This is a genomic window from Streptomyces sp. NPDC007189 (assembly GCF_040703635.1).
Classification (GTDB): domain Bacteria; phylum Actinomycetota; class Actinomycetes; order Streptomycetales; family Streptomycetaceae; genus Streptomyces.
The window spans coordinates 40,116-66,486 of the sequence record NZ_JBEYEY010000024.1; the positions used below are offsets into that span (position 1 = coordinate 40,116).

Annotated in this window: 29 protein-coding genes and 3 pseudogenes; 17 read left to right on the forward strand and 15 right to left on the reverse strand. The window is 68.2% G+C overall.

What is annotated here, in order from left to right; genetic code table 11:
• Nucleotides 1–199: 199 nt before the first annotated feature.
• Nucleotides 200–1,102: a LysR family transcriptional regulator gene (locus tag AB0950_RS35495; RefSeq protein WP_366780269.1), complete on the reverse strand. Its 903-nt coding sequence runs from the start codon at nucleotides 1,100–1,102 to the stop codon at nucleotides 200–202.
• Between the two features lie 188 nt (nucleotides 1,103–1,290).
• Between AB0950_RS35495 and AB0950_RS35500 the strand changes: the two genes are divergently transcribed.
• Entirely contained in the window at nucleotides 1,291–1,584 is a 294-nt protein-coding gene (locus AB0950_RS35500; protein WP_366780270.1) for a DUF1330 domain-containing protein, read from the forward strand.
• Nucleotides 1,585–1,853: 269 nt separating this feature from the next.
• Here the strand turns inward: AB0950_RS35500 and AB0950_RS35505 are convergent, their stop codons facing one another.
• Nucleotides 1,854–2,477, reverse strand: a complete 624-nt coding sequence (locus AB0950_RS35505; RefSeq protein ID WP_366780271.1) for a site-specific integrase — start codon at nucleotides 2,475–2,477, stop codon at nucleotides 1,854–1,856.
• A gap of 430 nt (nucleotides 2,478–2,907) precedes the next feature.
• Between AB0950_RS35505 and AB0950_RS35510 the strand changes: the two genes are divergently transcribed.
• Complete coding sequence (locus AB0950_RS35510; RefSeq protein ID WP_366780272.1) at nucleotides 2,908–3,822, forward strand: NADP-dependent oxidoreductase; 915 nt, start codon at nucleotides 2,908–2,910, stop codon at nucleotides 3,820–3,822.
• A 426-nt stretch (nucleotides 3,823–4,248) separates the two neighbouring features.
• Nucleotides 4,249–5,712, forward strand: coding sequence for an NAD(P)/FAD-dependent oxidoreductase (locus AB0950_RS35515; protein WP_366780273.1), 1,464 nt, complete (start codon nucleotides 4,249–4,251; stop codon nucleotides 5,710–5,712).
• A gap of 278 nt (nucleotides 5,713–5,990) precedes the next feature.
• On the opposite strand, the gene AB0950_RS35520 is transcribed toward AB0950_RS35515, so the two are convergent.
• The gene (locus tag AB0950_RS35520; RefSeq protein ID WP_366780274.1) at nucleotides 5,991–6,122 is read right to left on the reverse strand and encodes a hypothetical protein; all 132 of its coding nucleotides are present in this window, start codon (nucleotides 6,120–6,122) and stop codon (nucleotides 5,991–5,993) included.
• 776 nt (nucleotides 6,123–6,898) lie between these two features.
• Between AB0950_RS35520 and AB0950_RS35525 the strand changes: the two genes are divergently transcribed.
• The 3 genes from AB0950_RS35525 to AB0950_RS35535 are packed head-to-tail and all read left to right on the forward strand — an operon-like array spanning nucleotide 6,899 to nucleotide 8,536.
• Nucleotides 6,899–7,498 carry a sulfite oxidase-like oxidoreductase gene (locus AB0950_RS35525; protein ID WP_360161490.1) on the forward strand — a complete coding sequence of 200 codons (600 nt, stop codon included), beginning with the start codon at nucleotides 6,899–6,901 and terminating at the stop codon, nucleotides 7,496–7,498.
• On the forward strand, nucleotides 7,468–8,223 hold the full coding sequence (locus tag AB0950_RS35530; RefSeq protein ID WP_360161492.1) for a ferredoxin reductase: 756 nt from the start codon (nucleotides 7,468–7,470) through the stop codon (nucleotides 8,221–8,223). The genes AB0950_RS35525 and AB0950_RS35530 overlap by 31 nt, the downstream gene beginning before the upstream one ends.
• A 1-nt stretch (nucleotide 8,224) precedes the next feature.
• Complete coding sequence (locus AB0950_RS35535; RefSeq protein ID WP_360161494.1) at nucleotides 8,225–8,536, forward strand: DUF6510 family protein; 312 nt, start codon at nucleotides 8,225–8,227, stop codon at nucleotides 8,534–8,536.
• 416 nt (nucleotides 8,537–8,952) lie between these two features.
• Here the strand turns inward: AB0950_RS35535 and AB0950_RS35540 are convergent, their stop codons facing one another.
• Nucleotides 8,953–9,096 (reverse strand): hypothetical protein, encoded by a 144-nt coding sequence (locus AB0950_RS35540; RefSeq protein ID WP_366780275.1) that lies wholly within the window; start codon nucleotides 9,094–9,096, stop codon nucleotides 8,953–8,955.
• A gap of 237 nt (nucleotides 9,097–9,333) precedes the next feature.
• The gene (locus AB0950_RS35545) at nucleotides 9,334–9,789 is read right to left on the reverse strand and encodes a peptide-methionine (R)-S-oxide reductase (protein WP_360161498.1); all 456 of its coding nucleotides are present in this window, start codon (nucleotides 9,787–9,789) and stop codon (nucleotides 9,334–9,336) included.
• Here AB0950_RS35545 and AB0950_RS35550 point away from each other — a divergent pair.
• On the forward strand, nucleotides 9,691–10,281 hold the full coding sequence (locus AB0950_RS35550) for an SDR family oxidoreductase (RefSeq protein ID WP_360576517.1): 591 nt from the start codon (nucleotides 9,691–9,693) through the stop codon (nucleotides 10,279–10,281). The two genes, AB0950_RS35545 and AB0950_RS35550, sit on opposite strands and share 99 nt — an antisense overlap.
• A 167-nt stretch (nucleotides 10,282–10,448) precedes the next feature.
• Here AB0950_RS35550 and AB0950_RS35555 read toward each other — a convergent pair whose 3' ends face one another.
• Complete coding sequence (locus AB0950_RS35555; RefSeq protein ID WP_366780276.1) at nucleotides 10,449–11,468, reverse strand: alpha/beta hydrolase; 1,020 nt, start codon at nucleotides 11,466–11,468, stop codon at nucleotides 10,449–10,451.
• Nucleotides 11,469–11,635: 167 nt separating this feature from the next.
• Between AB0950_RS35555 and AB0950_RS35560 the strand changes: the two are divergent.
• A pseudogene (locus AB0950_RS35560) lies at nucleotides 11,636–12,353 on the forward strand (transposase family protein); the annotation flags it as partial.
• A 387-nt stretch (nucleotides 12,354–12,740) separates the two neighbouring features.
• Entirely contained in the window at nucleotides 12,741–13,676 is a 936-nt protein-coding gene (locus AB0950_RS35565) for a hypothetical protein (protein ID WP_366780277.1), read from the forward strand.
• Between the two features lie 235 nt (nucleotides 13,677–13,911).
• On the opposite strand, the gene AB0950_RS35570 is transcribed toward AB0950_RS35565, so the two are convergent.
• Entirely contained in the window at nucleotides 13,912–14,511 is a 600-nt protein-coding gene (locus tag AB0950_RS35570; RefSeq protein WP_366780278.1) for a hypothetical protein, read from the reverse strand.
• A gap of 562 nt (nucleotides 14,512–15,073) precedes the next feature.
• On the opposite strand from AB0950_RS35570, the gene AB0950_RS35575 reads away from it, so the two are divergent.
• Entirely contained in the window at nucleotides 15,074–15,526 is a 453-nt protein-coding gene (locus AB0950_RS35575; protein WP_366780279.1) for a lamin tail domain-containing protein, read from the forward strand.
• 100 nt (nucleotides 15,527–15,626) lie between these two features.
• Here AB0950_RS35575 and AB0950_RS35580 read toward each other — a convergent pair whose 3' ends face one another.
• Nucleotides 15,627–15,839, reverse strand: a complete 213-nt coding sequence (locus AB0950_RS35580) for a DUF3761 domain-containing protein (protein WP_366780280.1) — start codon at nucleotides 15,837–15,839, stop codon at nucleotides 15,627–15,629.
• On the opposite strand from AB0950_RS35580, the gene AB0950_RS35585 reads away from it, so the two are divergent.
• From AB0950_RS35585 to AB0950_RS35595, 3 genes are all read left to right on the forward strand, one after another.
• On the forward strand, nucleotides 15,820–16,197 hold the full coding sequence (locus tag AB0950_RS35585) for a hypothetical protein (RefSeq protein ID WP_366780281.1): 378 nt from the start codon (nucleotides 15,820–15,822) through the stop codon (nucleotides 16,195–16,197). The genes AB0950_RS35580 and AB0950_RS35585 overlap by 20 nt on opposite strands.
• A gap of 186 nt (nucleotides 16,198–16,383) precedes the next feature.
• Nucleotides 16,384–16,683, forward strand: coding sequence for a hypothetical protein (locus AB0950_RS35590; protein ID WP_366780282.1), 300 nt, complete (start codon nucleotides 16,384–16,386; stop codon nucleotides 16,681–16,683).
• A 1,335-nt stretch (nucleotides 16,684–18,018) separates the two neighbouring features.
• A complete protein-coding gene (locus tag AB0950_RS35595; protein WP_360575983.1) occupies nucleotides 18,019–18,282 on the forward strand; it encodes a hypothetical protein in 264 nt (87 codons plus the stop codon).
• Nucleotides 18,283–18,430: 148 nt separating this feature from the next.
• On the opposite strand, the gene AB0950_RS35600 is transcribed toward AB0950_RS35595, so the two are convergent.
• Both AB0950_RS35600 and AB0950_RS35605 read right to left on the reverse strand, forming a co-directional pair.
• On the reverse strand, nucleotides 18,431–18,907 hold the full coding sequence (locus tag AB0950_RS35600) for an ATP-binding protein (protein WP_366780283.1): 477 nt from the start codon (nucleotides 18,905–18,907) through the stop codon (nucleotides 18,431–18,433).
• 519 nt (nucleotides 18,908–19,426) lie between these two features.
• Complete coding sequence (locus tag AB0950_RS35605; RefSeq protein ID WP_360161514.1) at nucleotides 19,427–19,933, reverse strand: MarR family winged helix-turn-helix transcriptional regulator; 507 nt, start codon at nucleotides 19,931–19,933, stop codon at nucleotides 19,427–19,429.
• A 135-nt stretch (nucleotides 19,934–20,068) separates the two neighbouring features.
• Between AB0950_RS35605 and AB0950_RS35610 the strand changes: the two genes are divergently transcribed.
• From AB0950_RS35610 to AB0950_RS35620, 3 genes are all read left to right on the forward strand, one after another.
• A complete protein-coding gene (locus tag AB0950_RS35610; RefSeq protein WP_366780284.1) occupies nucleotides 20,069–20,821 on the forward strand; it encodes an SDR family oxidoreductase in 753 nt (250 codons plus the stop codon).
• 10 nt (nucleotides 20,822–20,831) lie between these two features.
• Nucleotides 20,832–21,740, forward strand: coding sequence for an NAD-dependent epimerase/dehydratase family protein (locus AB0950_RS35615; RefSeq protein ID WP_366780285.1), 909 nt, complete (start codon nucleotides 20,832–20,834; stop codon nucleotides 21,738–21,740).
• Between the two features lie 121 nt (nucleotides 21,741–21,861).
• A complete protein-coding gene (locus tag AB0950_RS35620) occupies nucleotides 21,862–22,719 on the forward strand; it encodes an alpha/beta hydrolase (RefSeq protein WP_366780286.1) in 858 nt (285 codons plus the stop codon).
• Nucleotides 22,720–22,994: 275 nt separating this feature from the next.
• On the opposite strand, the gene AB0950_RS35625 is transcribed toward AB0950_RS35620, so the two are convergent.
• From AB0950_RS35625 to AB0950_RS35635, 3 genes are all read right to left on the reverse strand, one after another.
• Nucleotides 22,995–23,207: an SDR family NAD(P)-dependent oxidoreductase gene (locus AB0950_RS35625; protein ID WP_366780287.1), complete on the reverse strand. Its 213-nt coding sequence runs from the start codon at nucleotides 23,205–23,207 to the stop codon at nucleotides 22,995–22,997.
• An 809-nt stretch (nucleotides 23,208–24,016) separates the two neighbouring features.
• Nucleotides 24,017–24,337, reverse strand: coding sequence for a DUF4333 domain-containing protein (locus AB0950_RS35630; protein WP_360161522.1), 321 nt, complete (start codon nucleotides 24,335–24,337; stop codon nucleotides 24,017–24,019).
• A gap of 59 nt (nucleotides 24,338–24,396) precedes the next feature.
• Nucleotides 24,397–24,675, reverse strand: a complete 279-nt coding sequence (locus tag AB0950_RS35635) for a hypothetical protein (RefSeq protein ID WP_360161524.1) — start codon at nucleotides 24,673–24,675, stop codon at nucleotides 24,397–24,399.
• A gap of 262 nt (nucleotides 24,676–24,937) precedes the next feature.
• Here AB0950_RS35635 and AB0950_RS35640 point away from each other — a divergent pair.
• A pseudogene (locus AB0950_RS35640) lies at nucleotides 24,938–25,213 on the forward strand (ATP-binding protein); the annotation flags it as partial.
• Between the two features lie 247 nt (nucleotides 25,214–25,460).
• Here AB0950_RS35640 and AB0950_RS35645 read toward each other — a convergent pair.
• Both AB0950_RS35645 and AB0950_RS35650 read right to left on the reverse strand, forming a co-directional pair.
• Nucleotides 25,461–25,727, reverse strand: a pseudogene (locus AB0950_RS35645) (helicase associated domain-containing protein); the annotation flags it as partial.
• Nucleotides 25,728–25,909: 182 nt separating this feature from the next.
• Nucleotides 25,910–26,317, reverse strand: coding sequence for a DUF3224 domain-containing protein (locus tag AB0950_RS35650; protein WP_366780288.1), 408 nt, complete (start codon nucleotides 26,315–26,317; stop codon nucleotides 25,910–25,912).
• Nucleotides 26,318–26,371 lie beyond the last annotated feature (54 nt).

Below are 26,371 nucleotides of genomic sequence, written 5' to 3' on the forward strand. Positions count from 1 at the left end.
TCTCGGGCTGGGCGAGGACGTCGCCGCGGTGTACGACTCGGACCGGACCCGGGGCCATCATCGGATGCTGATCCGCCGGCGTAGCGAGTTCGTGTCGGACATTCAGCAAGACCGCCGTCGTCATCACCGCGAAGTCCGCCGGGCGCAGGGTCTTCGGCCTCGCCACCGCAGGCGTCCGTCTCGCTTGACCTCTTGCGCGTCAGTCCGGCAGCCAGTGCAGCTCGTGCGCCAGGGTTTTGGCGACGGCACGGATGCGGCGGTGTAGTGGCGACTGCTCGCGTGGGAGGACCAGGTGGATCGTCAGGCTGGGCGCGCCCCGCAGCGGTCGCCAGGTGAGACCGGCCGGTTGTGCCGTGACTGCGGCTTCTCCGGCCGGGGCGAGGGTGACCCCGTCGCGCAGGTCGCGCTGAGACATGTCGAAAGAGACTGCGGGCGTGTGGAATCGGGGGTGTGGTCGGGTGTCTTGGAACAGTGCGGACAGCTGATCGTGGATCACGGGGTTGGCCGCACGGTCCGGGAGTCGCAGCGGATACGCGGCCGCGTCGGCGATCTCGATCTCCGGGTGTTCGGCCAGCGGATGGTGCTGCGCCAGCTGGACCCCGACGCACATACGCCGCAGCAGGAACCGGCGCACGCCACGGGCCGGCTGTTCACCGCGGGTGATTCCGGCGTCGATGCGGCCGTCGGCGACCGCGGGGGAGATCTCCGGTGTTGCCATCGGGACCGCGCCGACCTCGAGTCCGCTGTTGCCGCGAGTCAGCCTGTCCACCAGGGCCGGTGCGGTCTCGGCCCCGGCGCTGAGGCTGTATCCGATGCGTAGCGTGCCCAGTTCACCGGCCGCCGCGCTCCGGGCGGTGTCCCATGCCCGGTCCAGCGCCGCCAGCGCGGGCGGCGCGGACTCCGCCAAAGCCGCACCGGCCGTGGTCAATACGACGCTACGCGTGTTGCGGACCAGCAGGGTCGTACCGAGTTCCGCCTCCAATCGGCGCATCCGGGCGCTGAGTGCGGGCTGTGCGATACCGATCCGTGCGGCCGCGCGGGTGAAGTTCAACTCCTGCGCCAGTACCAGGAAGTACCGCAGGCTCACCGTATCCGGCGCCACGTGCCCTCCCTGCCGATTGATAACGATCCGTTCTGAGTCTAGCCCGTACCGGTCTTTCCCTGGACCGCAGATCAAGCCCTAGCCTGCGCATATGACGGTTCCACTGACTCCCGTACCCGTCGCCGGGATCGATCGATCTGAGTGTCAATTCGAAGTCGGACGTGTCCGGCCCAACACAGGAGGTTTCCATGGCTAAGGGCTACTGGGTCAGTGTCTACGCCGCCATTTCGGACCCTGAGAGGCTGACTGCCTACAACAAGCTGGCCCGTCCGGCTGTCCAGGCTGGGGGCGGGCGCCTCCTGTCCCGTGACGGTCGAGTCGTCGCCCACGAGGCCGGAATCATGCAACGCGTCGTTCTGATCGAGTTCGACAGCTTTGAACAGGCCGTCGCGGCATACGAGAGTGAGGCATACCAGAAGGCGCTGGTGGCCCTCCCCGACGGCGTCGAGCGCGACTTCCGCATCATCGAAGGCATCGACTGACCGGCGGGCCCAGCCATCGCTGAGCATCCGTCACCTGATACGCACACGATGCTGAACGACGACTCACGAGACGAGTTCGAAGCCATGCCCCGCGTCCCAGTTCGTCGTCGACGTCCTCGACGGCCTGATCCCTGTCGGCGGCTCGTTGCGCTACCCAACGTTGAGCAACTTGCCTGACTTGCCTGACACGGCGATCAAGCTCTGACCTGCTACAACGGCGATTCACCCTAGACAATGCCGTCGGCAACGGAAGAGCAGGTGCCGAGGGACTATCGCTGTGCTGGCATGCCGAGGAGTACCGGCCCTCCTTCGGACGCCGTGTCAATCTGGCTGATCTTGGACTCAGCGCCGGTCAGGCTGATGCGGAGTCCTTCGATCTCGCCCAGCCAGCCTTCCTGTTCCGCCTCAGCAATGCGGTCGATGAGGTTGTCGCGGATCTCGACCAGACGGCCGCGCTGGGCGGGATCAGGGCGAAGAAGGGAACAGCGGACGCAGGCGTGTTCGTGGATGCAGGCGGTGCCGTAGGCGCGGGCGCAGGTGCCGACGGAGAGCTTGCGGCGTTCGAAGTGGCCGAGGAAGTCCTCCCACTCGGCGTCGGTGGGGGTGCGATATTCCTCTGCCGGCCGCAGGGCGCGGCGGCGGGTGATGAAGGCGCGATGGGCTTCGATGGTCTCTTCTGGGTAGATCGCGTTGTAGCCCATCGTGGTGTTGATGTTGGCGTGGCCGGCGATGACCTGCGCGATGTCAGGCGGGAGGCCGGAGCGGATGGCACCGGTGATGAACAGGCGGCGGAAGTCGTGCGGCGTGAAGACCAGAGGCTGGCCGGTTGAGTCGGTGAGGCCGATGAAGGCGAGGACCTCTCCCAGCGCGCTACGGATGAACTCGCCCGACATGCGGGATCTCTCGCCGCCGCGGTCCCACTGGAACAGCAGCGGGGACGGTGGGTTCCAGACGCAACCGCGTGGGTCCCGGGAGGCAGGGGTGGGGTGTGCCAGATGGTGGCATCGCCGCCTAGGGGAGACACGAGCCTTGGTTGTGTTCGCAGCTCTGGCCCACTGCGGCCAACGTTGGACTGTCGTGGTGTCTCCCGGATACCCGAATGCCGCCAGGATCGACTGAGGCATCCCGCCGCGATTGGCCCAGTTAGGCACTCTTGAAATGGACCACATGACCGGGCCACTAGCTGCATAGGTTCGACACCAATGCGGCTGAGGCCACGAGCGACCTCTGTAGAGGCTCCCGGGGTCGACACTGGTGCCTGCTGTGGGTTTCCGGCCCGTACCTCCCGGTCGGCCGGACTGGGTGAGAGGACAAAGATCTGCTGTGAAGGCGTGCGGAGTTTCCGGGGCCGAGAAGGAAGTCGCCCTGCTGGAGTTGCCCGAGCCGTCATCTCCCGGGCCCGGTCAGATCCTGGTGGCGGTTGAGGCGGCCGGGGTCGGCCCGTGGGACCAACTGCTCAACGGCGCCGGCTGGGACGTGGGGCTGCGCCCTCCCGCGGCGCTGGGAGTGGAGGGCGCGGGTAAGGTGCTGGCCGTCGGCGCGGGTGTCACCGGGTTTGCCGTCGGCGACCGGGTGCTCGCACACGAGGCCCCGCTGCCCGGGGGAAGCGGCTTTTGGGCCGAACGCGTTCTGATCAACGCGGATCACACGGCAGCCTGCCCACCCGGGCTGGACGCCGTGCACGCGGCGGCACTCCCGGTCAACGGACTCACCGCGTTGCAGGCCCTGGAGAAGCTGGACCTCAGCCGAGGACAGCGGCTGCTGATCACCAACGGAGGCGGGGCCACCGGAGCCCTGGCCATCCAGCTCGCCGCGGCCAAGGGCATCGAGGTGACCGCGACCGCGTCTCCTGCCGCCGCAGAGCGCCTGCTCGGTCTGGGAGCGATGGAGGTCGTCGACTACCACGACCCGAACTGGCCGGCCACGGTACGCGGCGGGTTCGACGCCGCCCTCACCATCGCCGCCGGCACGGCCGACGCCGCCCTGCCTTTGGTGCGGGACGGCGGCCGACTGTGCTCCCTGACCTCGGACGCGCCTGCGGAGGAACGAGGGATCACGAGTTGGGACCTCTACGTAGAGCCCAACGCCGCGCAGCTAGTCCAGCTGGCGGAGCAGGCCGCCGCGGGAACCTTGACACTCGCACCGGAATCCCTGCCGCTGAGCGAGGGACCGGCTGCGTTCGACCGGGTGGCTACCGGACGGGCCGGCGGTAAGAAGATCGTGCTCACCCGAGCATGACCCGACCGGTCACCGCCCGATCCCGATCCTGGGCCACTGTGCCGGGCCAGGCGCGATCGAGAAGTCGTCAAGCTGAGATAGGAAGGTTCACCGAGCCGCAGCCGGTGGAGCTGCCCAAGGGCGGACCGGGGACCATGATCCCGGTCCCGGTCCGGGAACGGCTGGCGACCGCCACCGCGGAGTACAACAATTGCACCTACTGCCCATCCGCCCACACCCACATAGGGGCGGGCGTCGCCAAGGTCGACGCCGGGGAGCTGGAGCGTGCCCGCAACGCGGAGTCCGCCGACCCGCAGGCCGCCGCTTTGCTGGCCCTGTCCTACGCCATTGCCCGCGGGCGCGGCCAAAACGACGAGACGCAGCTCAAGACTGCCCGGGCCGTGGGCGTCACCGACGCCGAGATCGCCGAGGTCTGCGAGGAAGAACATGAGCGAACCGCACGAAACCAGGGCAGGCGTGCCTTACGACGTGGTCGTGCTCGGCGCAGGCCCGGCCGGTGCGAACGTCGCCGACCGCGCCCGTGCCGCCGGCCTCTCCGTAGCGGTCGTGGAACGGGAACTGGTCGGCGGTGACTGCGCGTACTGGGCGTGCGTGCCCAGTAAGGCGCTTCTGCGGCCGGTCATCGCGGTCGCCGACGCCCGGCGCGTGGACGGTGCCCGGCAGGCCGTCACCGGCCGGCTCGACGCCGATGGCGTCTTCGCTCGTCGCAACCGCTCTGTCTCCGACTGGGACGACACCAGACAGGCTCTGTTCCTCAAGTCCATCGGAGCCGACCTCTTCCGTGGCCACGGCCGTCTCCACGGGCCCCGACGCGTCACCGTCACCCGTGACGACGGCGCCCGCCAGACCCTCACGGCCCGGCACGCGGTGGCCATCGCCACCGGCAGCCTGCCGGCGTTGCCCGACATCCCGGGCATGGACGAGGCCCGTCCCTGGACGAACCGGCAGGGCACCGACTCCAGCACCGTGCCCACCCGCCTCGCCATCATCGGCGGCGGCGGAGTCGGCATCGAGATGGCCACTCTCTGGCAGGGCCTCGGCTCCCAGGTCACGCTGCTCGCCCGTCGCCGCCTGATCCCCCGCATGGAACCCTTCGCCGGCGAACTGGTCGCTCAGGGATTGAGAGAGGCGGGCGCGGATGTGCGGATCGGCGTCCAGGTGACCGCCCTGCGCCGCCCGGACCCGCAGGGGCCGGTCACTCTCACCCTCGACGACGGCGGCGAGCTGGAGGCCGACGAGGTCCTGTGCGCCACCGGCCGCACCCCCGCTACCGACGATATCGGCCTGGAGACGGTCGGCCTCACCCCCGGCTCCTGGCTCGACGTGGACACCACCTGCCTGGTGCAGGATGCCGACGGCGACTGGCTGTACGCCCTCGGCGACGTCAACCATCGTGCCCTTCTCACCCATCAGGGCAAATACCAGGCCCGGACCGCAGGCGACGCCATCGGCGCCCGTGCCGTCGGCCGCCCGCTGGACGACGAGCCCTGGGGCGACCACGCCACCACCGCCGACCAGCACGCCGTACCCCAGGTCTTCTTCAGCGACCCCGAGGCGGCCGCAGTGGGCCTTAGTGCGGAACAGGCGGAGCGCGCCGGGTACCGCACCAAGACCGTCGACCTCGACTTCAACGCCGCCCAGGGCGCCAACCTTTACGCCGACGGCTACCACGGCCACGCCCGGCTGGTCGTCGACCTCGACCGGGAGATCCTGCTCGGAGTGACATTCGTCGGCCCCGGCGTCAGCGAGCTCCTGCACTCGGCGACCATCGCGGTCGCCGGCGAGGTCCCGCTCAAACGGCTCAGGCACGCGATCGCCCCCTTCCCCACCGTCAGCGAGATCTGGCTCTTCCTCCTCGCCGCCTACCAGCGCGATCAGGAGACGCCGTAGACCACCGCCACCTGACACCATCACCTTCCCAGTCCGGGGCCCTCGACGCGGCCGCACACACAGGACTGGCAGCCACCGGGCGATCCGACCTGACGAAAGGACGAGAGCACGCCTAGCTGATCCGCCACGGGCTGCTGCTGGTGGCGACCGTTTCGTCCTGCCGCCGGCTCTGGCGCAGTACGGCCTCGCGGCCGGAAGCGACACCTGAGGACGCGGCGTCCTCAGACGCGGACTACGCGGTGGCACATATGGGTTGAGCCACGCCAAGGCCACGGGCGTCAGTCCGCGAGCCGGTGGATCCAGGCGTCGAGTTCGGCACGCACTTGGCGGTCCATGGCCATGGACCGCTCCGACTGGGACGAAGACTCCGCGCTGGGGATGCCCGTCGTGCGGATCGTCTGGGACGCCACCGTCCTTGCCGCTGGACAGCCGACACCACCCCTCGCAGGCAGGGCCGAAATCTGGCACCAAGGCCAGCAATTTCTTCCCCGCCCTCGGAGAGAACACCAGAGGACTGGCTGACCGGCCGCACCCACACGGACACGGCCGAGTACGTGGCACCCGTCTGGGTGCTGTCCCGCCCGCGCGGCTGGCATGCCGTCGCTGCGGCCCCCCACACATCGGCCGGCTGCCGCAGCCGTAGGCGGCATGGACGGACGAGGGCCGCGTCCTGGCCTTTCCCTGCCGCAACCGGCAGGCCGTGTGGCTACTCCAGCACCAGCCGCACCCTCCGGGTTATCACTTGTGGCGCAACCCGAGCGTCATTTCGAGGTAGTCGCGTGTGGACGCATCCCCGACCGCCGCCCGGGCAGCGACCCGGCAAGCCACTGGCAAGCCGAGGAGCTTGCCCAGGCCGCACGGGGGCCGTCGACACGGGCCTTTGTGCGCGCCAGCGGCGTGTCTTCGCGGCGGTGTCATGCACGGCGTTCCTCCGGAGGCGTTGGCCGCTGAGCTCGAACGCGCTGTACAAATCCATCTTCGACGCGCGCAGGAAGCTGCGCGCTCATTTGGCGGCCGCCGGGCACTTCGACTGACTGCTCTATGTCTGGACCGCCAGCGCGCCGAAGGCCGGAGGTGCCGCTGAGGGCTGTGGGAGAGAAGGGAGATAAGAGGCCTGTGTTACCCGTCGCTGATACTTTTTAGGGGCGTCTAGCCCTGCTTACGACGAGCCGATTGGACGGAAAGCATGCCGATCATCTCGCGCGGTTTCCACGGCCGACGGCCGCCCGCAGGCAGGAAGCTGCCACCCGGACAGTACGAGACCACGGGCTTTCCGGTCCTCTCGGCCGGGCCCACGCCTTGGATAAGCACAGACAAGTGGGAGCTGTCCGTCACCACGGAGACCGGGAGGAGGCACAACTGGGACTGGGCCGCCCTCACGAAGCTGCCGTCAGAAACCCCGACGGCAGACCTCCACTGCGTGACCAAGTGGTCGAAGTTCGGCACCCGGTGGCAGGGAGTGTCTTTGGACGTCCTGCTTGCCGATGTCGAGACGGCTGCCGCGTACGTCCTCGTCTCCTCCTACGGGGGCTACACCACGAACCTCCCGCTGGAAGATCTTCTGGACGGCAAGGCCTGGATCGCCTACGGCTACGACGGCCGGCCGCTCGCCCCCGAGCATGGCGGTCCGGCCCGACTGCTCGTCCCGCACCTCTACCTCTGGAAGTCCGCGAAGTGGGTGCATGGACTTGAGTTGCGGGAGAACGACACCCCGGGGTTCTGGGAGAGCGCCGGCTACCACAATTACGGAGACCCGTGGCAAGAGCAGCGGTATCGAGGAGACTAGGCGACCGGCTCCGATGGAGGATCGCCGAGGTGACAGAACGTCGCGCTGAGTCCGCTACGGCCGTCACACTGGTGCTGGAGGTGCCGGAATGGCCCGGCCATCTCGCAGGCCAGCATGTGGACATCCGGCTGACCGCGCAAGACGGTTACAGCACACAACGCAGTTACTCCATCGCCTCGGCCCCGGACGGAACGCGCCTGGAACTGACAGTACAACGCGTCTTTGATGGCGAGGTCTCGCCCTACCTGGTCGACGAGGTCATGCCCGGCGACCAGCTGGAGCTGCGGGGACCGGTCGGAGGCTGGTTCGTCTGGCAGCCGGAACAGCAAGAACCGGTCCTGCTCGTGGCTGGCGGCTCCGGGCTGGTGCCGCTGATGTGCATGATCCGCTCGCGGCGTGCGGCCGGCAGCCGGGTTCCCTTCCGGGTGCTGTACTCCCTGCGATCGCCGACCGAGCTGCTGTACGGGCCAGAAATCCGCCAAGGAACACCGGGGGTCGACGTCACACACATCTACACCCGGGACGCGCCACAGCAGTCCGCGCGCCCCCCGGGCCGCATCACACCCGACGACCTGGCACGCCACGGATGGCCACCGGACTTCGCGCCCACCTGCTACGTCTGCGGACCCACGGCATTCGTCGAGAAGGCAGCTGCCTACCTGGTGCTCCTCGGACACGACCCCGAGCGAGTCCGCACGGAGCGTTTCGGCGGAGGAGAAGACTGAGATGACGGCAGGCACACCGGCAGACAACGGTATCCCACGCGACGCAGAGGGCGGCTACATCGACGGCAACGCGCTGGCCGGCCCTCTGGCCGAACTCTTCGCGGTCGACCTGACAGCAGCGACCAGCCAGTGCGCGCACTGCAGCAGCACAGGGCCCGTCGCACGGCTGCATGTATACCGCCAGGCACCGGGAGTGGTGGCCCGCTGCCAGCAGTGTGGACAAGTCATGCTACGTCTGGTGCGCGCGCCGGAGACGGTGTGGCTCGACATGAGCGGCATCACAGTACTGTCGATCCCCGTCGGCGCCGACTGAGCCACCCATGGCCTCCCCTGCGGATGGCACGCCGTCGCCGTCGGCGCGGCAAGCTCCGTGGTGCCCGCCACGACCGGAAGGCGGGGCCCGCTGGAAGCTGGTGGGCCACCGCTCGGGTTTGTCACCTCAAGCGGAACCTGTGGCTACTGGAAACGGCCGTCGAAGCAGGTACCGCTCCTCAGGTCGGAGAACCGAAGGCCGACGACTGCTCCCCCTTCCACCACCCAGCGCAGATCGTAGGACGCTTGGTAGGAGGGCGGCCAGAAGGAGCAGAAGCGCCCTTCTCGTCGACGGAGCAGGTGCCCTCCGTCTGGCGTCCTGTCTCGAAGTAGGAGGTGTTCCCGTCGGGTTGGAAGGTCCGGGTCGTGCCATCGCCGTAGGCCAGGCGGCCTGCGGTGACAGCGGTGGGGATCTGCTCAGGCGAACACGATGGCGCCGTTTTCTGGGCGCAGGTTGTCGATGTTCCTGGTCACTGTGCGGTCCTTCTCGTTGGCCTGACGGTTCCGTTGCTCGTGAGGTTCAGCGGACGTCTTCTGGCTCAGCGCGGCGAATGATCCCATTGAAGGGGGTCTGATTATCTTGGCCGCCTCCGATCCGTGGAGGGGACTCGACCCCTTGGGCGCCGCAGCAAATGAGCGCTTTCCGTACTGCTGTACACGGGTATCGGCTGGGGCCCTGCTGGGCCCCGAGCCGCAAGACGGGGCGCCGAGCCGCCATGCCGTTCGAGTTCCGGGGCCCTGCCCTGGTTGCCGGTCATCGGCTCTCGGCGGCGTCTTCTTCCGTCGTCTCGAAGACGCTCAGGTACTGGCCGTAGCCCTCCTGCTCCAGATCCTCCAGGGGGACGAAGCACAGGGAGGCGGAGTGATGCAGTACCGCAGTCGTCCGCGGTCGCTGGGCCCGTCGGGGAACAGGTGCCCGAGGTGGCTGTCCCCTTGAACCGGCCGTACTTCGACACGGACCATGCCGTGGCTGGTATCGAGCCTCTCGACGATGTGGCCGGACTCCAGAGGCCTCGTGAAGATGGGCCAGCCGGTCCTGCTGTCGTACTTGTCGACTGAGGGGCTCCGTCCGGCGTACCGCCAGGGCGCCGTCAGGTACCTCGGCTGGGCCAGAGCCGCGTGAAGGCTGCGTGTGCCCGACCTTCTGCATGCTGTGTGCCAGAGCCTCCGTCCACCTGGCGGTTCGGCACCGTCGTGATCACCGGAGCGCTGACCGGCATCGGTCGCGTCACCGCGCTCGCATACGCGCGCCAAGGCGCCAACCTCGTCATCTCCGGGCGCCACCAGGAGCCCGGCGAGCAATTCGCCAAGGAACTCGAAGCACTCGGCGGCCGGGCCACGTTCGTCCGAGCCGACGTGCGCTTCGACGCAGACATGAAGAACCTCATGGACCGAGCAGTCCATCTCCACGGACGCATCGACGTGGCCTTCAACCCCGAGGCCGCCCTGTACGTGGGCAGCAAATACGCGGTGATTGGCATCACCAAGGCCGCCGCTCTGGAGGGCGCCGCTCACGGCATCAGGGTCAACGCGGTCGCACCCGGTTTCATCAGAACCGGCATGTACGACCGCGTCACCGGCAATGACGCCGCGCGCGACGCCGTCAACTCCGCGCCCGGCACCCCCGAGGAGGTCGCCGACGCGGTCCTCTTCCTCGGTTCCGAGCAGGCCTCCTACCTCACCAGTCAGGTGCTCACCCTCGATGGCGGCCTCATGTCCGGCTGGCCGCTTTTCGCGGAGCGCTAACCCACCACCCTGAGCGCTGGAACCGGGCCGGCAAAACACGAGGCGCTGGACAGGAGTAACCAGTCCAGCGCCACGCACAGACGGCACACGATCCGCGCCGGAAGCCGCAGGACGGCACCTGTTCCCCGGGTCTCCGCGCCGGGGTTGATGCGGCTGCCGACAGTAACCTATTTCTGCAGGAAGGACTGCAGCATGGCCGTCACTTCCTGCGGCTTCTCCTCGGTCACCCAGTGACCCGAACTCTTCAGGACCTGACCGTCGACGTTCATGGCGTACTTACGCCATTGGACGGCGATACTGTCACCGAACGATTCCGAGCCGCCGATCGCCAGGATGGGCATCTTCAGTTTGCCTTTGGCCGCGAACTTCGCGTTCTGCCGGATGTCTTCGCGGAGCTGGCGGTACACGTTCATCCAGGCCGTGGTGCGCCCCGGCCGCTTCAGGTAGTGGACGTAGAAGTCGTAGTCGGACGATGTGAACGCGGACTTGTCGTTGCCCAAGTACTCGCCGATGAATCCCTCGACAAAGGGGCGCTCGTGGCCGGCGATGAGCTGCTCGGCGAGAGGCAGCTGGAACATGCCGAAGTGCCACGCCGAGGGCTTGTTCGGATCGGCCTCCAGAGCAGGGTAGGTGTAGATGCTCTCGTCCGGGATTGGAGCTTCCATCACGGCCATGCGGCGCACCTCCGACGGCCACTGGGCCGCGTAGGCGTAGCTGACCCACAAGCCGATGTCGTGGCCGACGATCTGGACTCCGATGTTCAGCTTCAGCTGCTTCAGCAACTCATGTACGTCCCTGGCCATCTGCGCTGTCTGGTAGCCGCTCTTGGTGAGCTCGGAGTTGCCCATGCCGCGCAGGTCGACGGCAATCACGGTGTGGTTCTTAGAGAGTGGGCCCATCTGATCGCGCCACTCGGCCCACGTCTGAGGGAAGCCGTGGATCAGCACCAACGGCGAACCTTTGCCGCCTTGCATGTAGTGCATGCGAAAGCCGCTGACTTCCGCGTACTTGGACTGGAAACCGGGGGGCGCTTCCGCTTGCGGGAAGGTCGACTGCTCAGCCCCGGGGCCATCCTCCCGGCTCTGGCTCCATGCTGTGGTGCTTGCCGTGACGGAGACCATTAGGACGGCTACCAGCGCCGCAATGAGCGCGTTGATCCTATTGGTCTTTCCTATTCGGGTACCCACGAGTCCCTCCTGAAGTCAGTGTCTCGTCATGCGCCGGATCTGGCACGGCGTGCAACGCGAACTCCCCCGGTAGGCCATCTCTATTTCCCTCCAAGTTCACCCGGACAGCAAGCTGATCAGAACATCCCAGACCAAATCAACCCCGAAGTAGCGCTAGACCATTCGAGTTGTTTCCGGCCTCCTACCAGCAGGTGGTGCAGCCGATCCGGTCTCGCATGTCCCACGGCCTCCGCGACCGTCCAATATTGGAGCGGCTGCTGCCGCTGGCTGAGCGGGTGCTGCTGGTGGCCGTGTACTACCGAACGAACCTCACCATGCGGCGGCTCGCCCCGTTGTTCGGTGTCTCGCCCGCGACCGTGTGCCGGGTGATCCAGCGGCTCGGGCCGCTGCTCGCGCTCGAGCCGGCCCGGGCCTCCCGGGAGGCCGTCGAGCGGTTGTGGATCGTGGACGGCACCCTCATCCCGGTCCGCGACCGGACGGTGGGTGCCTCTTCCCGAAACTATCGGTTCTCGGCGAATGTGCAGGTCATCGTGGACGCGGAGACCCGCCTGGTGGTGGCGGCCCGCCCGGTGCCGGGCACGACCGCGGATGCAAAAGTCCTGGCGGGATTCCGGTCTGGCCGGGCACTGCAAGGGCGTGGCGGTACTCGGCGACGGCGCCTATATCAACACCGGCCTGTTCGTCCGGCACCGCAATCGCCCCGGACGGTCCCTGCTGAGGGGCGAAGAAGAGGACAACGCCGCCCACCGTAAAGTCCGCGCACGCGTCGAGCACGTCTTCTCCCGAATGAAGAACTACAAGATCCTTCGCGACTGCCGGCAACGGGGCGACGGCCTCCACCACGCTGTCCAGGCAGTGGCCCGCATGCACAACCTCGCTCTCGCCGGTGGCGTCTTCGGGGTTGTGCAACCGCAGATCACGCAGGGCTGGGCCCGCTTCGCCCACGCCGTCCAGCTCATCACCTGATCCGACGACTTCCTCCACGAAGGTGGATCGCGGACCGCTGTGACGGTGTGTCTGAGGGCTGACATGAACGGGTGTGGCTTGATCGTGAGGCGGTCCTGCGCAGGGACCGGAACATCAAACCCTGTCCGCCGTGCCCCCGGCTTTCGGCATCCCTTCTCGAGGAGTCCGAGCGTGAGACTGAGCGTGAAACATGCGGTGTCCCAACGACGTGGAGCCGCAGTCACAGCTGAGAGGCTACGGTGTCCGGCCCGGCGTGCTGCTCTCCTGCTCGCCACGGCGGCGCTGCCGGCGGCGCTGGTGGTCCCCATGGCCACGCCCGCCGAGGCGGCGCCCGTGACCGTCACCTTCAATGCCGGCGCCAACCAGCCGTTCACCGTCCCGTCCGGCGTCACCCAGCTGACGGTCACCGCCACCGGCGCCGCAGGCGAGAACGGACCTAACGGAGGCGTGGGCGGGAACGGCGCCACCGTCACCGGCACCATCACCGTGCCGTCGGGCACCACCACGCTGTATGTCAACGTCGGCACGGGCGGGGGCGCCGGTGGCGGAGGGGGGAGTGCGGTGGGCGGTGCCGGCGGTGGTTCCAGCGATGTCCGCACCTGCAGCGCGGCCAGCCCCGGCTGCACCCTGACCGGTGTCGCAGCCACCGACCCCCGCCTGATCGTCGCGGGCGGCGGAGGCGGCGGGGGAAGCGGCCTGAGCAGTGAATTTTCCAACGCTGAGGCCACCGGAGGAAATGCCGGCAGCACCGGACAGACCGGCGGCAGCAGATCGGACGGCGGTGGAGGCGGAGGCGGCGGAACCCAGACAACCGCCGGCGCCGGCGGAGCCGCATGCGTCTTCTCCGGTACGCCGGGCACCCCGGGCGCAGGCGGTGTCGGCGGCACGGGCGGCGGCAGCATCGGCGGCGGCGGTGGCGGAGCTGGCTGGTTCGGCGGCGGTGGCGGCGGGGGCTGCGACTCCATCAGCTCCGACGGTTCGTTGGGGCCCGGTGGTGGCGGCGGCGGAGCGAACCACGTCCCGGCGGGTGGTACCTCCGGACCCGCAACCGGACCGGCCATGGTGACCATCACCTACGACCAGACTGGCGGGAACAACGGGGGAGGAGGCGGCGGGTCGGTCCTGCCCATCAACCTCAGCGGCGTCCTCCCGATGTTCAACAACATCAGCATCAATCACAACATCGACAGCCCCGGCGCCGCGAACAACACGACACAGGACTTCGGCGTGAATGCACCCTGAGCATCCATCCGTCTGATGCCAAGCCAACGACAGCTCGCGGCTCCTTGCGAGCACAGCAGACATACCTGATGCCCACCACGGCACGCCGCACAGGACATGCGGCCGCGAGGTGAGCGGGCTACCAAGGGCGGTCTTGGCGGATATTGGCGCGACCGCCCTTGGTATTTCGGTCCGTAGTCTGCATCTCGGACGGGGGATGCTTCGCCCCGCCATGGCGGGGCGAAGCCGGGGATGGTCAGCGGTGCCAGCGGCGTGACAGGAGTGAGCGCCAGGTGAAGCGTCGACGGCGGTCGTGTGGGGAGGGGGCGGCCTGCTGAGGCGGGCCGGGCGTGATGGGCGGCGGTGGTACGAGGGCCGAAGAGGGTGACGGCGTTGCCGGACCTCCTGCTCCTGGCCGTCGCCGCCGATCACGATGGTCTCCACGTGTTTGTGCGGTACCCGAAGGTACTGCGGTGTGCAGTTGCGCTTCGACGGGGTCCTTTTTGTTGTTGACGCCGCCGTGGGGTCGGTGGCCCGGGTCGGGTTCTTCCATCCACAGGTCGCGGGGATCGTTGGGGTCGCCGCCCAGTTCGAGGCTGATGAGGTGGTCGTACTCGGCGTCGCCGAGTCGGCCGGTGTAGCCGTACGATGCGGCGTTGAGCCGCTTCTCCCGGTTCGTGATGGAGGCCGGCGGCCGGATCTTCTTGGTGTAGCCGCCTTTTCGGCAGACCGTCTGCCTGAGGTCGGCCTGTGTGACCGCGGGGGAGATCGCGCCCGGCGTGCGGTTGGGATCCGGCAGCGGTTCCCCGCTCTCGGTGCGGTAGTGGCAGCGGCCTGCCGCGAGTTGCTGCTGCACGCGGTACACCTTCTGCGGGCCCGGCCCGACGGGCAGCGCGCCTGCGGACCCACCTGAGTGCGACCCGCCCGCCGTCGGCGGGTTCGGGGACCTTCGCATCGCTTCCCGCTGACGTCGGGCAGCCCGCTACCAGCAGGCAGGCGAACACCAGGCAAGGCACGGCAGGGGCAGTACGCATGACGACACTTTCGGGTGAACGCCTTCGGGGCGATGGGGTGGCGGGAGTTGGTGGACGTTTGCGTCAAGCCCGTGTTTCCGGGGCTGGCCGACCTGAGATACTGTCAATACAGTGCATTCAGGACTTAGATGGTCATTACAGATGTGAGTTACAGAAATCTGCTGGATCGGTAATACCGTTCGCATTTCCCTCACAGTGTGGGGGAGTGGCGTGCAGGGTGCGGGTGTGCGGCCGACCGGTCGCACACCCGCACAACGCATCCTGTCCGACGTGCGGTTACGGCCGCCGCTGAGCTGGGTGTGGGCACCATGAAGGGGGACCTCTGTGTCCGTTTCTTCTTCCGTCCGTCGTCTCACCGCTGTCGCCGCTGTCGCAGGCGCTGCTGTGGGCGCGGTCGCGCTGCCGGCCTCGGCCGCCGACCACCACTCCGGCTACCCGCGGCACGCCGCGGTCTACATCAGCCAGATCCGTTACGACGTCCCGGGCCGCGACGACCGCTCCAACCGGGCGCTGAACAAGGAGTGGGTGGACGTCACCAACGCCACCCGGCGGGCGGTGAACCTGGACGGCTGGACCCTCTCGGACGACGAGGGCCGCACCTACACCTTCGACCACGTGTGGCTGAAGGGCCGGGGCACGGTCCGTGTCCACACCGGCCACGGCCATGACACGCGCACCGACCTGTACCAGGACCGGCGGCGCGAGGTGTGGGAAGACCGCGGTGACACCGCGACCCTACGCAACGACCACGGCCGCTTCGTCGACGCCGTCTCATGGGGACACGACCGTGACCACCGCGGCGACGACCGCGACCACCGGGGCGGGCACCGTCACTGACCTGCTGAGCGGGTACGGACACCGCTCCCGGAATCGACGCTGGAAAGCAACGCAGGGTGCTCCCTCCGGAGAGGAGGGAGCACCCTGCGTGCTACGAGGGCTACTTGAACCAGTAGCGCACGCCGTGGTGGTGGGAGCAGGTGCCCTGGGAGTGCCGCGAGTACGACAGGGAAGCGTCGTTGCACTTGGGTGCCGTCCACCAACACCACTCACCACTGCATCCACCACGGACGCGGCCGGGGCGCTGAAGAAGACGCCGGCGAGGGCGATGGCCGCAGCGGAGGCGGCAAGACGTGCGCGCAAGCACCACCACCCAGGCCGAAGCCGATCTGCTGATGCGGGTGCGCGATGCGCTGGAGGAAGTCCCCGGCGCCGGGATGCCTTTGGACGCTCAGGACATCCAGGCGCGGGCGGAGCACTTCCGGGGCCGCCTGGAATACGCGATGGCCCGGCAGGCCACGCTCAGCCCAGCCGGCCCGGACGGCACCGGCCGTGCGGTCCCCCGGATCCGCCACGCGTTCATCCCAGTCGGCGCGTGCTGGCTGAACCTGCAGGAAGGCTGGTGGCGGATCTTCCGCGAGACCGCCCTGGCAGGGCGGTCCTTCGCCAACCCCGACGACATCACCCAGGCGACAGCCGTGGCCACCCAGCAGCTCAACGCCCGTGCCTGAGGGTGGGTCTGGGGCCGGCCAGCCCCACCCACCCGCCAACTACGACGCCGATACGTGTACATCCAATGAGGAATCCAGCAGCTTGTTTTTGAAGGACTGGTCATAGTCTCGGTTTGCTTGGATGATCAGCCGTGTGGCCTGCCCGTGTACGGCACACGGATGGCCCGAGAGACAGCGGGAGGGTTTGTGGAATGGCTCGTGGGCATGGGCATGCTCGGCGGACTGCTGCTGATCGCCCTGGGCGCGGCGTCGATACGCACGGGATGGACGCCGCCTTTTATGGTCCGCCGCGTCACCCGGCCCTCGGTCTACGGACTTGGGGCGCTGCTCCTGGGCGCATCCTGTGTAGTGCAGGGCTTGTTCTACTTCGCAATCGTGCCAATCCCGTCGTGGGAGCTGCGCTTCTTCGGCGCGAACGCTCTCCTCTTCTCCGGGCTGGTCCTCATCGGAGTCGGTCAGATGCGGCCGTCGCGTCGTAGGAGGTGAGGGGGCATCCTGTCAGCCTTGACCCATCGTGCCCGAACGCCGCCCTGCGGCCCTTTGGGCCGTCGGTGTGGGGGTCAGGCGGCGAGTCATCAGAAGCACAGCACGCAGACCGTCTCAACGAGATCATGGGTGAGTACAGCTGGCCCCACGGCTGAACTGGTTGGCGAGGACGCGGAGTGGGCCGCCTCGTTGATCGTGCGATCGGATTCCCGTATGGGCTCGGCTTAGGGCTGCGAGAAGGCGAAAGCCTCTGGTTCGAAGCAAAGATGACCACTCAACGTAACCCGACATCGCGTCGCGGAGGCGTATTACCCCAACCCAACTCGCACAACTGATCCGCGGGCATTGGCAGGTCGAGGACCTGCATCACGTGAGAGACGTGACCCTCGCCGGGGACGCCTCTCGTGTCCGTACAGGCACCGCACCCCGAGCGATGGCGGCCCTCCGTAACCTCGTCATCGGCCTCATCCGCCAGGCCGGCTGGACGAACGTCACCGCCGCCACCTACCACTACCGGTCATGAGCGGACCACGCACTCCAGCTACTCGTTCTCGTCGCTGATGCTTCGTGTGTACGACGGGGCCACAGACCCCGCGACACGGGCGCGGCACGAAGGGGGGCAGAAGGTGCTCCCGGACGATTCGCTCATCCGTGGCCGGTGCGCGCGAACACGGCCCGGCCCGCTCTCTGCGCTGACGTACTGGCCTTCGACCAGCAACGAGCAGGCGGAGGGGCGGGCAGTGGTGCAGGGTGTGAAGCGGACGGAGGTGTGGGAGGACTTCGACTGGGTGGTATAGCGGCTGGAGGTCCAAGACAGGCAGCAGCTCGCCGGTGAGCATCCGGACCTCGATGAGCGCACCAGGGAGACGATGACGCAGCTGGCGGCCTCGCTCGGCTGCGTCTACGAGCGGTGCGTCGACTATGACTCCTATAAGTGCGGAACGCCCTACTACGCGTGGTGGGTCAGCCTGCCCGCAGCCGAGCACGCCCGGCGCGGCAAGGACGATCTGCCGCCGGTCCTCGATCCGATCCGCGAGTACCTGGACGGTCAGGTGCCGGACGGCCTGGAGTGGGAGATCGCACCGGACCGGGAGCTGACGGTCGACCACGCTGCCAGCGCGGCCCTGCGCACCGCTTACACCGATGTGATCAACCCCTTCGAGCAGGCGCTGATGCCGCTGCGTATCGAGGGCGCCGCCGACCTCGAGCCGCGGGCCAAGGTCTGGAAGTGGGAGGAGCATTTGCTGGTCGGCACGTTCGGCCTGTGGCTGTGCAACGACCCGGACCGCCCCCGTGCCTGGCTGGTGGTCAGCGTCGGACTGGACCGAGCCGCAGATGTTCGACGAGGAGCCCGCAGCCTGCCTCGGTCACTTCGACTTCACCCCGCACGACCCGCTGCTGTTCCTGCCGCGCCCGCCGGCACCTGCGACCTTCACCGCCCGGATGACCGGCGGCGCCTTCCCCCACAAGAGCTCCTCGCGTTCGAAGGCAGCCGACACGGTCGGCGTGGCCCACCAGTGGACCGCGAACGACCCGGCCGTCCTGGCCGCACGCGTGCGCAGGGATCTCACTACGCTGCTGCCTCACCTGCCCAGTTGAGCAGACCGCCGGCGCGGCTGGTTCAGGGTCTCCGGCTCGTACGCGGCCAAGAGCCGCGGCGTCGGCCCGGTCAGGGGACTTCATGCCGCGCTGCTTCACAACCCATTGCCGGACGCGACAGCACCCGAACGCGGCTGGATCTTACGCGTCAGAGCGCCTGTCGGCCGGCCGCCGCGCCGCCAGGATCATCGGCCAGCATGACGCTGGCCGTGATCCGTTTGCCTACCGGTTCCCGGTGGACGGCAAAGCTCGCGCAGACTGCCATCACGATTTCCAGGCCGTGCTGTCCGACCCGGCCGGGGTCCGGGGGCAGGATCGTCGGCAGCGTCGTGCTGCTGTCCCAGACAGTGATCTGTACGGTCCCGTCCTCGATCTGGAGCGTCAGCAGGCACGGTCCGGGCGCGTATTTGCGGGCGTTGGTCACCAGTTCGCTCACCAAGACCTGCACCATGCCCATCACTCGGCCGGACACCGGCAGCCCGTGAACAGCCTGCACGTCCCGCAGAAATAACCGCGCCAGGTCGCGGGCCGCGGCGATCTCCTCGCTGCCCTCAAAAGCCTGAGAGACCGAGACGGACTCGCTGACGAGCGGCTCCCGCTCGTCGTCCCCCGCGCTCTGGTCCATCCGGTCCGCCTTGCGTCCTAGCAGTGCTGGTTCATCCTGACCCGTTTACCCCCCAAACACCATCAGACGCAGCCAGAAAGCACCTGGAGATCTGGAAGCCCTGGCCCGCGCCGTCCCCGCACCGTGACACTCACCCCACCTGCCCCGACCGCACCTCACCCGCGGTCGGGAAACAGCTCCTTGATGGAGCCGGTCAGTCTGTCCGGCAGGCTCAAGTCGCTCGGCGTCCGGCCCAGGCCCACCCGAAACGCCTCGCTCATGGACCTCGCCGCCGAGCTTCCGGGTTCGTCTTCAGCCCTCTGCTCGTCTTCAGCGAGCAGACCGCCGCGAACTGGATGGCCGAGAGCGGCGGCGACGACGCCCCCTATGCCGCCCACGGGGCCCGCGGCACGGCCACCGGCCCAGCAGGCCGGAGCGCGCACGCTGTGCCTGCGCCGCACGAGCCGTGAGGAGGGTGTTCTTCCACCGATAGGCGGCTCGGCCCTCTGCCCTGCCGCTGCGCCGCAAGGCCGTGTGTGGCTAGCACTCTGCTTCGTCGGGGGCGATGACTTCGCGCTGCGCGGTCTGGGCGACGCGGGCGAGCAGCGTCCGCAGTTGCTCGGCGTCCGTGGGGTCGAGGTCGGTGAGGAGGCGTGCTTCGGCGGCGCCGAGGCTTTCGCGTACCTGTGCCAGGCGGGCGCGTCCGGTGTCGGTGATGAGGACCTGGCGGGCGCGCCGGTCGCGCGGGTCCGGCTTGCGGGTCACGAGTTTGTGGGCTTCTAGGTCGTCGAGGAGGTAGGTCATCACGGTGCGGTCGAGACTCACCTCTTTGGCCAGGGCGAGCTGCGACGGCGGCTCACCACCGCCGGCCAGTGCCACCAAGACCAGGTAGCCGCGGGCTCCGCCGGGCAGGTCCGCGACGGAGTCGGTGGCGACGCGACGGAACGCCGCGGAGACCATGCGGATCGCCCAGCCCAGGTCGGTGTCCAGCGCCAGGGATTCCGCCTCGGCGCGCGGTTTCTTGTTCTCGGACGTGGATGCGCTCACCCGCACATCGTATTACATGCGCTCGACAACAGATGTTCTTGCGAACAGAACATCTGGAATGCATAGTGGATTCCGTAAAGGGTGCCGGCCGTGATCCGTGCCGCGCGCCGAACGACCACAGCGAGGAAGATCACCATGAGCGCCGACAACGCTTTGCAGGGCCGCACCGCACTCGTGACCGGAGCGACCTCAGGCATCGGCAAGGCCATCGCGCAGAACCTGGCCGCCCAGGGCGCGAACGTCGTCCTGCACGGCCGTGATCGGGTCCGCGGCGAAGCCCTGGTCAAGGAGATCGCGGCAGAGGGCGGCACCGCCCGTTTCGTCGCCGCAGACCTCACCAACGCCGATGACACACTGCGCCTGGCCGCCGAGGCCGGAGCGGTGGACATCCTGGTCAACAGCGCAGGTCTGTACGAATTTGCTCCGACCGCTGCGACCGACGCCGCCAGCTTCGACCGACAGGTCGCCGTCAACACGCGCGCCCCGTTCCTGCTGGTCGGCGCGCTGGCGCCCGGTATGGCCGAGCGCGGCCAGGGCTCGATCGTGATCATCGGCTCCAGCGCGGCCCGCATGCCCGCCCCCATCGGCGCCGCCTACGGCGCCTCCAAGGCCGGCGCCGAGATCCTCACCCGCTACTGGGCAACAGAGTTCGGCCCGTCCGGGGTACGCGTCAACACCGTCTCTCCCGGCCCCGTGCACACCGAGGGCACCAAGGCCATGCTCGGCGAGCACACCGCGATGCTGGACAAGACCAACGCCCGCGGCCGCGCCGGAGACCCAATCGAGATCGCCGAGATCGTCTCCTTCCTGGTGAGCCCGGCCAGCTCCTACATCAACGGCGCCGTCCTGTTCGCCGATGGCGGCGAACTCAGCGCCCTGCCCTCTTGAAGGAGCCTCCATGAACATCTTCATCATCGGCGCCACCGGCTTCGTCGGCGGCGCCCTCGCCCGGCACCTTTCCGCCGAAGGCCACACGGTCACCGGGCTGGCCCGCACCAAGAGCGCTGCCGCCACCCTCGACTCCCAGGGCATCACCCCCGTGGCAGGCGACCTGGACGAGCACCGCCCCGCCGTCATTGACGCGGCCCAGGCCGCCGACGCGGTCATCTACGCCGCCCAGACCGGACCGGAACAGGAAACTGCAACCGTCCAGGACCTCACCCGGACGCTGACCAGCACGGACAAGACACTGATCTTCCTGTCCGGCAACGGAGTACTGATCCAGCGCACCGCGGGCGCCTGGAGCCCGGACGTCTTCGCCGAGGACGACCCGTTCACGCCCGAACCCCTGGCCCACTACCGCAAGGCCGCCGAGGACACCGTCCTGGCCGCGGCCCAGGACGGACTGTGCGCGATGGTCATCCGGCCCGGTCTGATCTGGGGGCCCGGCGATCACGGCCACGTGTCGATGGTCTACCAGTCGGTCGCCACGACAGGGGCAGCCTGCTACATCGGCGAAGGGCTGAACACCTACAGTCACGTCCACATCGACGACGTGACCCACCTGTTCTGCCTCGCCCTGGAAAAGGGCCGGCCCGGCGGGCTCTACCACGCCGTGGCCGGAGAGATCCCCAACCGCTGGATCGCCGAACGCGTCGCCGCTGACCTCGGCGTCACGACACGCGGTCTCACCCCCGAAGAGGCCAGCGGCGTATGGGGCGAATTCGGCACCCTCATCATGGCCGCCTCCGGCCGCATCCGCGCCGTCCGGGCACAGCAGCACCTCGGCTGGCAGCCCCAGCACACCGACATGCTGACCATGATCGGCGAGGAACGCCTGCGCCGGCTGGCCACCCCCGCAGGGTGACCACGACGTCGCCACCGCCACGCGTCACCTGCCGTGGCGAAGCCCTTCACCCCAAGCGCCTCGGTACGGCCTTCCCCTCAGTACACCTGTTGACCCTTCTCCTCGACGAAAGGCCCCTGCCGTGAACACTGCCGACTGGCTTCCCGACGGCTTCTCCGTACGGCAGATCGACACCAACAACACCCGCCTGTCGGTCGCGGTCGGCGGCAGCGGACCGGCCCTGGTCCTGCTCCACGGCTGGCCCCAGACCTCACGCGCCTGGGCCCGCGTCATGCCCGACCTCGCCCAGAACCACACCGTCGTCGTGCCCGACCTGCGCGGCACCGGCGACAGCGACCGGCCCGAGGGCGGCTACGCCAAGACCAACCAGGCCGACGACATACGCGGCATCCTCACCGCCCTGAACCGCACCGGCCCCGTGGCCGTGGCCGGCCACGACATCGGCTCCATGATCGCCTTCGCCTGGGCCGCCGCCCACCCCGAGGACATCTCCCACCTGATCCTGGTCGACTCCCTCCTGCCCGGCCTCGGCCTGGAGGAAGCGATGAACGTCGCCGAGGGCGGCATGTGGCACTTCGGCTTCTTCATGAGCCCCCATGGCCCCGAGATGCTCTTCGACGGCCACGAACTGGAGTTCGTCACCGCCACATTCACCGCCATGTCCAACCCCGGCACCTTCAGCCACCACGACCTCACCGCCTACGCCCAGGCGTACACCGGCCGCGAACGACTGCGCGGCGGCTTCGAGCACTACCGCACCCTCCTGGACGACGGCCGCGAGAACCGCGCCCTGCTCGCCGAACGGAAGCTGCCCATGCCCATCCTTGCCGTCGGCTCCGCCCACTCCGGCACCGCCACCGCCCAGGCCCTGGCCCCGCACGCCGACAACGTCCAGGGCGCGGTCGCCCCGACTGGGCACTTCGTCGCCGAGGAAGACCCCGACTGGTTCACCAAGACGGTGACCGCCTTCCTCACCTGACGTCCGACCCGCCCGCCCGGCTGTCCGGTCGACCTCCGTGCACGTTCTCCACCGGCATGCGGCGGACGGTAGCCATGCGCCGGCAGCGATCGAGGATCTTCCTCCGAACCCCCGCACCAGGCCGATCACGTGTGCTCCCCCGGACACCCGCCGCCCGGGCCAGGGTGGCGGTGCGGCCGACGTACTGAAGGCGGCCTTCGGTGTCGTACCGTCCGAGCCCCGGCGATGGCGTGGGTTGACGGCAGGTCGGGGTGGCCGTAGGCCGGTGGTAGGAGTCAACTGGCTTGCTGGGCGCCGAAGATGACTGCTCGCCGTAGGGGTCCGCATCCCCGGTGACCGCGCCCGCCCACCGGCTCCCTCCTGTCCGGGGCGGTGACGCGTGCCGGGGTGCGGGCGTGAACGACCACGTCGTGCCCCTCCTCGGCCAGCGCGTCGGCCGTCGTGTAGCCGAGCCCGCTCGAGGCTCCCGTTACCAAGATCAGGACCATGTGGTCGGGTTCTCCGTCCGTGCGTTTGGGGGGAGGGCGCGAGCGGGGCTGTCGGCCCGGTGCTCAGCGGGTGGCAGGACCTTGGTTGCGCGCGCTCGTCCATCGCCTTGTAGCCCGCTGGGGGCCTGCTCCAGGGGGAGGGTAAGGTCGAAGACCTTGCCGGGGTCCATCTTCTTGTCCCAGATGAGCTGGATCAGCTTGGGGAGATCGGATCTGCGCGCGGACCGAGCGCGGCATCGAACTTCGCCGGCTTGGTCAGCCAACCAGCATCCAGCTCACCGGCCTCTCCCGCCGCGCGTTCCTGAAGGCGGAGAGCGTCCTGGCCGACCAGGTCCGCAGCAACGGCGGAGGCGAGTTGGCTGGCCGGCGACACCTGGACTGTCCACTCACCTACGAGTCCGTCTGGCGGGAGGCGGCCTGGCGTCCCAGCGGCCTGCTCCGCCGCCTGGGACTCCTGCATACCGTTGCCGTCCCGTAGGTCGTCACCGGTCACGAGGCCCGGCTGGGGGAGTGGTGGATCCTGGAGCTGGACCACGACTGCGACACCGGGCTGCGCCGGGCCGAGCTGGTGCAGGCTCTCACCGACCCGGAGCACGGTCTGCCGCTGGAGCTGCACGGGCACCGCGACCTGTGAGGTCCTTGTTCCCGTCACCGCCGGAGGCACTTTCCAGGCGCTACCCACGGCGAAGGGCTCCGGAGGGGGCGACCTGCCCAGACTCCGAAAACCTCCACCAACACTCACCGCAAAGGGTCCGTCAGAGAGCTGACGGACCCTCATGCAAGATCGAGGCCAGATCGGACTTGATCGTCTAGTGGGCTGACAGCTGGCCCTGATCGTCGACGACCTTGACGTCCACTGCCAAGCCGGTCGGGTTCTGCTTGGTCGAGACGACGCACGTGAAGGTGGCGCCCTTTCGTGCCTCGATGGCGGCCGGGCAGGTGACCCCGTCGGTGGTCGCTTGGTCCTGTCCCCGTGCTGCGGCAGCCGCAGTTCGTGCCACAGTGTCCGGATCCAGCAGCCGAGGCTCGCCGATTGCCACCACCTTGATCGTCACCGTCAACGCGCAGGCAGCGACGACGATCGACGACAGCGCCAGGATCGCACGCAAGGTCTTCCCTTGATCAGACATGCGAAGTTCCTAGCGGACCTGCGGTTGCGGAGTGAGGGAATTCTGCACTCTCCACGTGATCAACACATCTCGCATGAGTGATGTTTGCTCGCGCCCTCGTCGGGTTCCGGTCCGAGGGCGACGACCTGGTCCGTGATGTCGTAGGTGACCCGGTAGGCCAGGACCTGGGTGGCGAGGTCGAGCCATTCCTGCGTCTTGTTCGCCGGCGGCACGGCACCGAGTACGGTCACGAACCACACGGGCATCACGGCGCGGTCGCGGATCGAGTCGGCCAGACGGCCGCGCAGTACGGGGCGCGCCGCACCCAGTGGCACCGCGAACTCACCAAGGACCTCCACCGCTGGTAGCGCCCCGTCATCCAAGCCGCTGTTACCCTTCTGAACTGCGGAAATTATAGAAACGGGCCCCGATTTGAGAGCCCGCTTCCGGCGTCTGGGGCCAGTCGCCAATTGGTGAGTGCCGGGGGTGTTCCTGAACCCCGTCGGGTAAGCGGCAACGCTGAGTAAGGTTCGTCGGATCACCCGTTTGTCGAGTCTGGAGCCAGGCTGCGGGGGCAAACGGTGTAGCGGGTGAAGACGCTCAGGGTGCAAGGCGGGCCGCATGGTGCAGGCAGAAGAAGGCGAGGGACGAGAGTCCCTGGTCAGCGGGCCGACATCGGTGTCCGCCGCGTTCGAGAGCAGCGAGGAAATCGCCGAGGCCCGCGCCCTGACCCGTTCGTTCCTGGCGGATGTGCAGGCGGTTCATGGGCTTCCGGTGTCGGCCCGTGCGATGGGCATGGTCCAGCTGGTGGTGAGCGAGCTGGTCACGAATGGCCGCAAGTACGCTCCGGGGCCGTGTCTGCTGACGCTCGAGGTCAGTGACGGGGCGGTGGAGGTGAACTGGGCAATCATCGTGGCCGCAGTGGTGTTTGCAAGCACCGTCGGCTTCGCACGTCTTGCCTCCAAGTAAGGGCGTTCGGACGTCGATTCGCCAGGAGACGCGCGGTTCAAGCTCATCGACCCGCTGCTGTGCGTGGCCGGGCTTTCCCCTGTCACTGAGGCTTCGCCAAGGGTTAAAGATCAAGCTGAGTCATCGACCGACCGTCGCCCGTCCTAGATGGTGGATACGTCTCGCAGTCGCACGGCTATGTCCAGCGCATGCTGATGTTGGAGAGCTGCTCGACGCGTTCCGGTGACAGCGTCGCAGCCCGCGAGCGTTGGTTGCTGATCCATGCCCCGAGCCGTAGCTGCCGTTCCTCCTGGTCTTCGCCGACGATCGTCTCCTCGGTGTGCTTGCGCGGCACGCGCAGGTGGCCTTCGTAGAACTGGTTGGCGGCGGCGTAGTTCATGGCCCATTTGTCGGCCTGTGTACAGCGGGGCTTGGGCTTTTCGTCCTCACTTGCGGGCTCGATCCTGTCGACGGTCGGCCGATTCCCCACCCCATGGCCAGGCTGTGATGCTCGATGGGAAAGAGGGGTGAGGCAGACGGAGGGGTGGGGGAACGTCAGCTGTCCGGTGTCAGCGCGGAACTCAATGTCGTTGTGGCGCCACCGTCGCTTCGATCGGACTCTGGCCGAGGGCTTGAGCTGCCGGGCTATCGACCGAGGTCGTAGTCGAACCAGATCCGGTGTGTGCCGTCCGGGTCGACGGCGATGCCTCCGGCCCCGGTGATCCCGACCAGCTCGCCGGTTCCACTGCCCGGAACGATAATGAAGAAGTCGCCTTGCCTGCCCTCGCCCAGGGTGGTTGCGGAGTGTGCAAAGTTGAAGGCACCCGACTGGCCATGGAGCGCCCCCTCAAAGGACTCCATCGCGACATAGGTGCCCGTGCCGGTGGACTGGTCGAACGCCGCGGTGAACAAGGTGGCGGAGCGCCCGACGACCTCGCCTTCGTACTGCTTGTTCATCGTGGCGAGGCCGACGGGTACCGCGGTCTCGATCGCCGGGCTGGGCACCGGAGCTGGGGTGAAGTCGGCCACTTTGAATGTTCCTGAAGCTCGCATCCCCGGATCGTATTCCGCACCACTGACAGCGGTGCCGAGCAGACCGGTGATCCG

Excerpts from the sequence above, each read along its gene's own strand:
- AB0950_RS35500 (WP_366780270.1), top strand. The coding sequence starts at position 1,291 with ATGGCTAAGGGCTACTGGGTCAGTGTCTACGCCGCCATTTCGGACCCT.
- AB0950_RS35505 (WP_366780271.1), bottom strand. The coding sequence starts at position 2,477 with ATGTCGGGCGAGTTCATCCGTAGCGCGCTGGGAGAGGTCCTCGCCTTC.
- AB0950_RS35515 (WP_366780273.1), top strand. The coding sequence starts at position 4,249 with ATGAGCGAACCGCACGAAACCAGGGCAGGCGTGCCTTACGACGTGGTC.
- AB0950_RS35525 (WP_360161490.1), top strand. The coding sequence starts at position 6,899 with ATGCCGATCATCTCGCGCGGTTTCCACGGCCGACGGCCGCCCGCAGGC.
- AB0950_RS35535 (WP_360161494.1), top strand. The coding sequence starts at position 8,225 with ATGACGGCAGGCACACCGGCAGACAACGGTATCCCACGCGACGCAGAG.
- AB0950_RS35540 (WP_366780275.1), bottom strand. The coding sequence starts at position 9,096 with ATGGGATCATTCGCCGCGCTGAGCCAGAAGACGTCCGCTGAACCTCAC.
- AB0950_RS35565 (WP_366780277.1), top strand. The coding sequence starts at position 12,741 with ATGGCCACGCCCGCCGAGGCGGCGCCCGTGACCGTCACCTTCAATGCC.
- AB0950_RS35595 (WP_360575983.1), top strand. The coding sequence starts at position 18,019 with ATGTTCGACGAGGAGCCCGCAGCCTGCCTCGGTCACTTCGACTTCACC.
- AB0950_RS35600 (WP_366780283.1), bottom strand. The coding sequence starts at position 18,907 with ATGGACCAGAGCGCGGGGGACGACGAGCGGGAGCCGCTCGTCAGCGAG.
- AB0950_RS35610 (WP_366780284.1), top strand. The coding sequence starts at position 20,069 with ATGAGCGCCGACAACGCTTTGCAGGGCCGCACCGCACTCGTGACCGGA.
- AB0950_RS35615 (WP_366780285.1), top strand. The coding sequence starts at position 20,832 with ATGAACATCTTCATCATCGGCGCCACCGGCTTCGTCGGCGGCGCCCTC.
- AB0950_RS35625 (WP_366780287.1), bottom strand. The coding sequence starts at position 23,207 with ATGGTCCTGATCTTGGTAACGGGAGCCTCGAGCGGGCTCGGCTACACG.
- AB0950_RS35630 (WP_360161522.1), bottom strand. The coding sequence starts at position 24,337 with ATGTCTGATCAAGGGAAGACCTTGCGTGCGATCCTGGCGCTGTCGTCG.
- AB0950_RS35650 (WP_366780288.1), bottom strand. The coding sequence starts at position 26,317 with ATGCGAGCTTCAGGAACATTCAAAGTGGCCGACTTCACCCCAGCTCCG.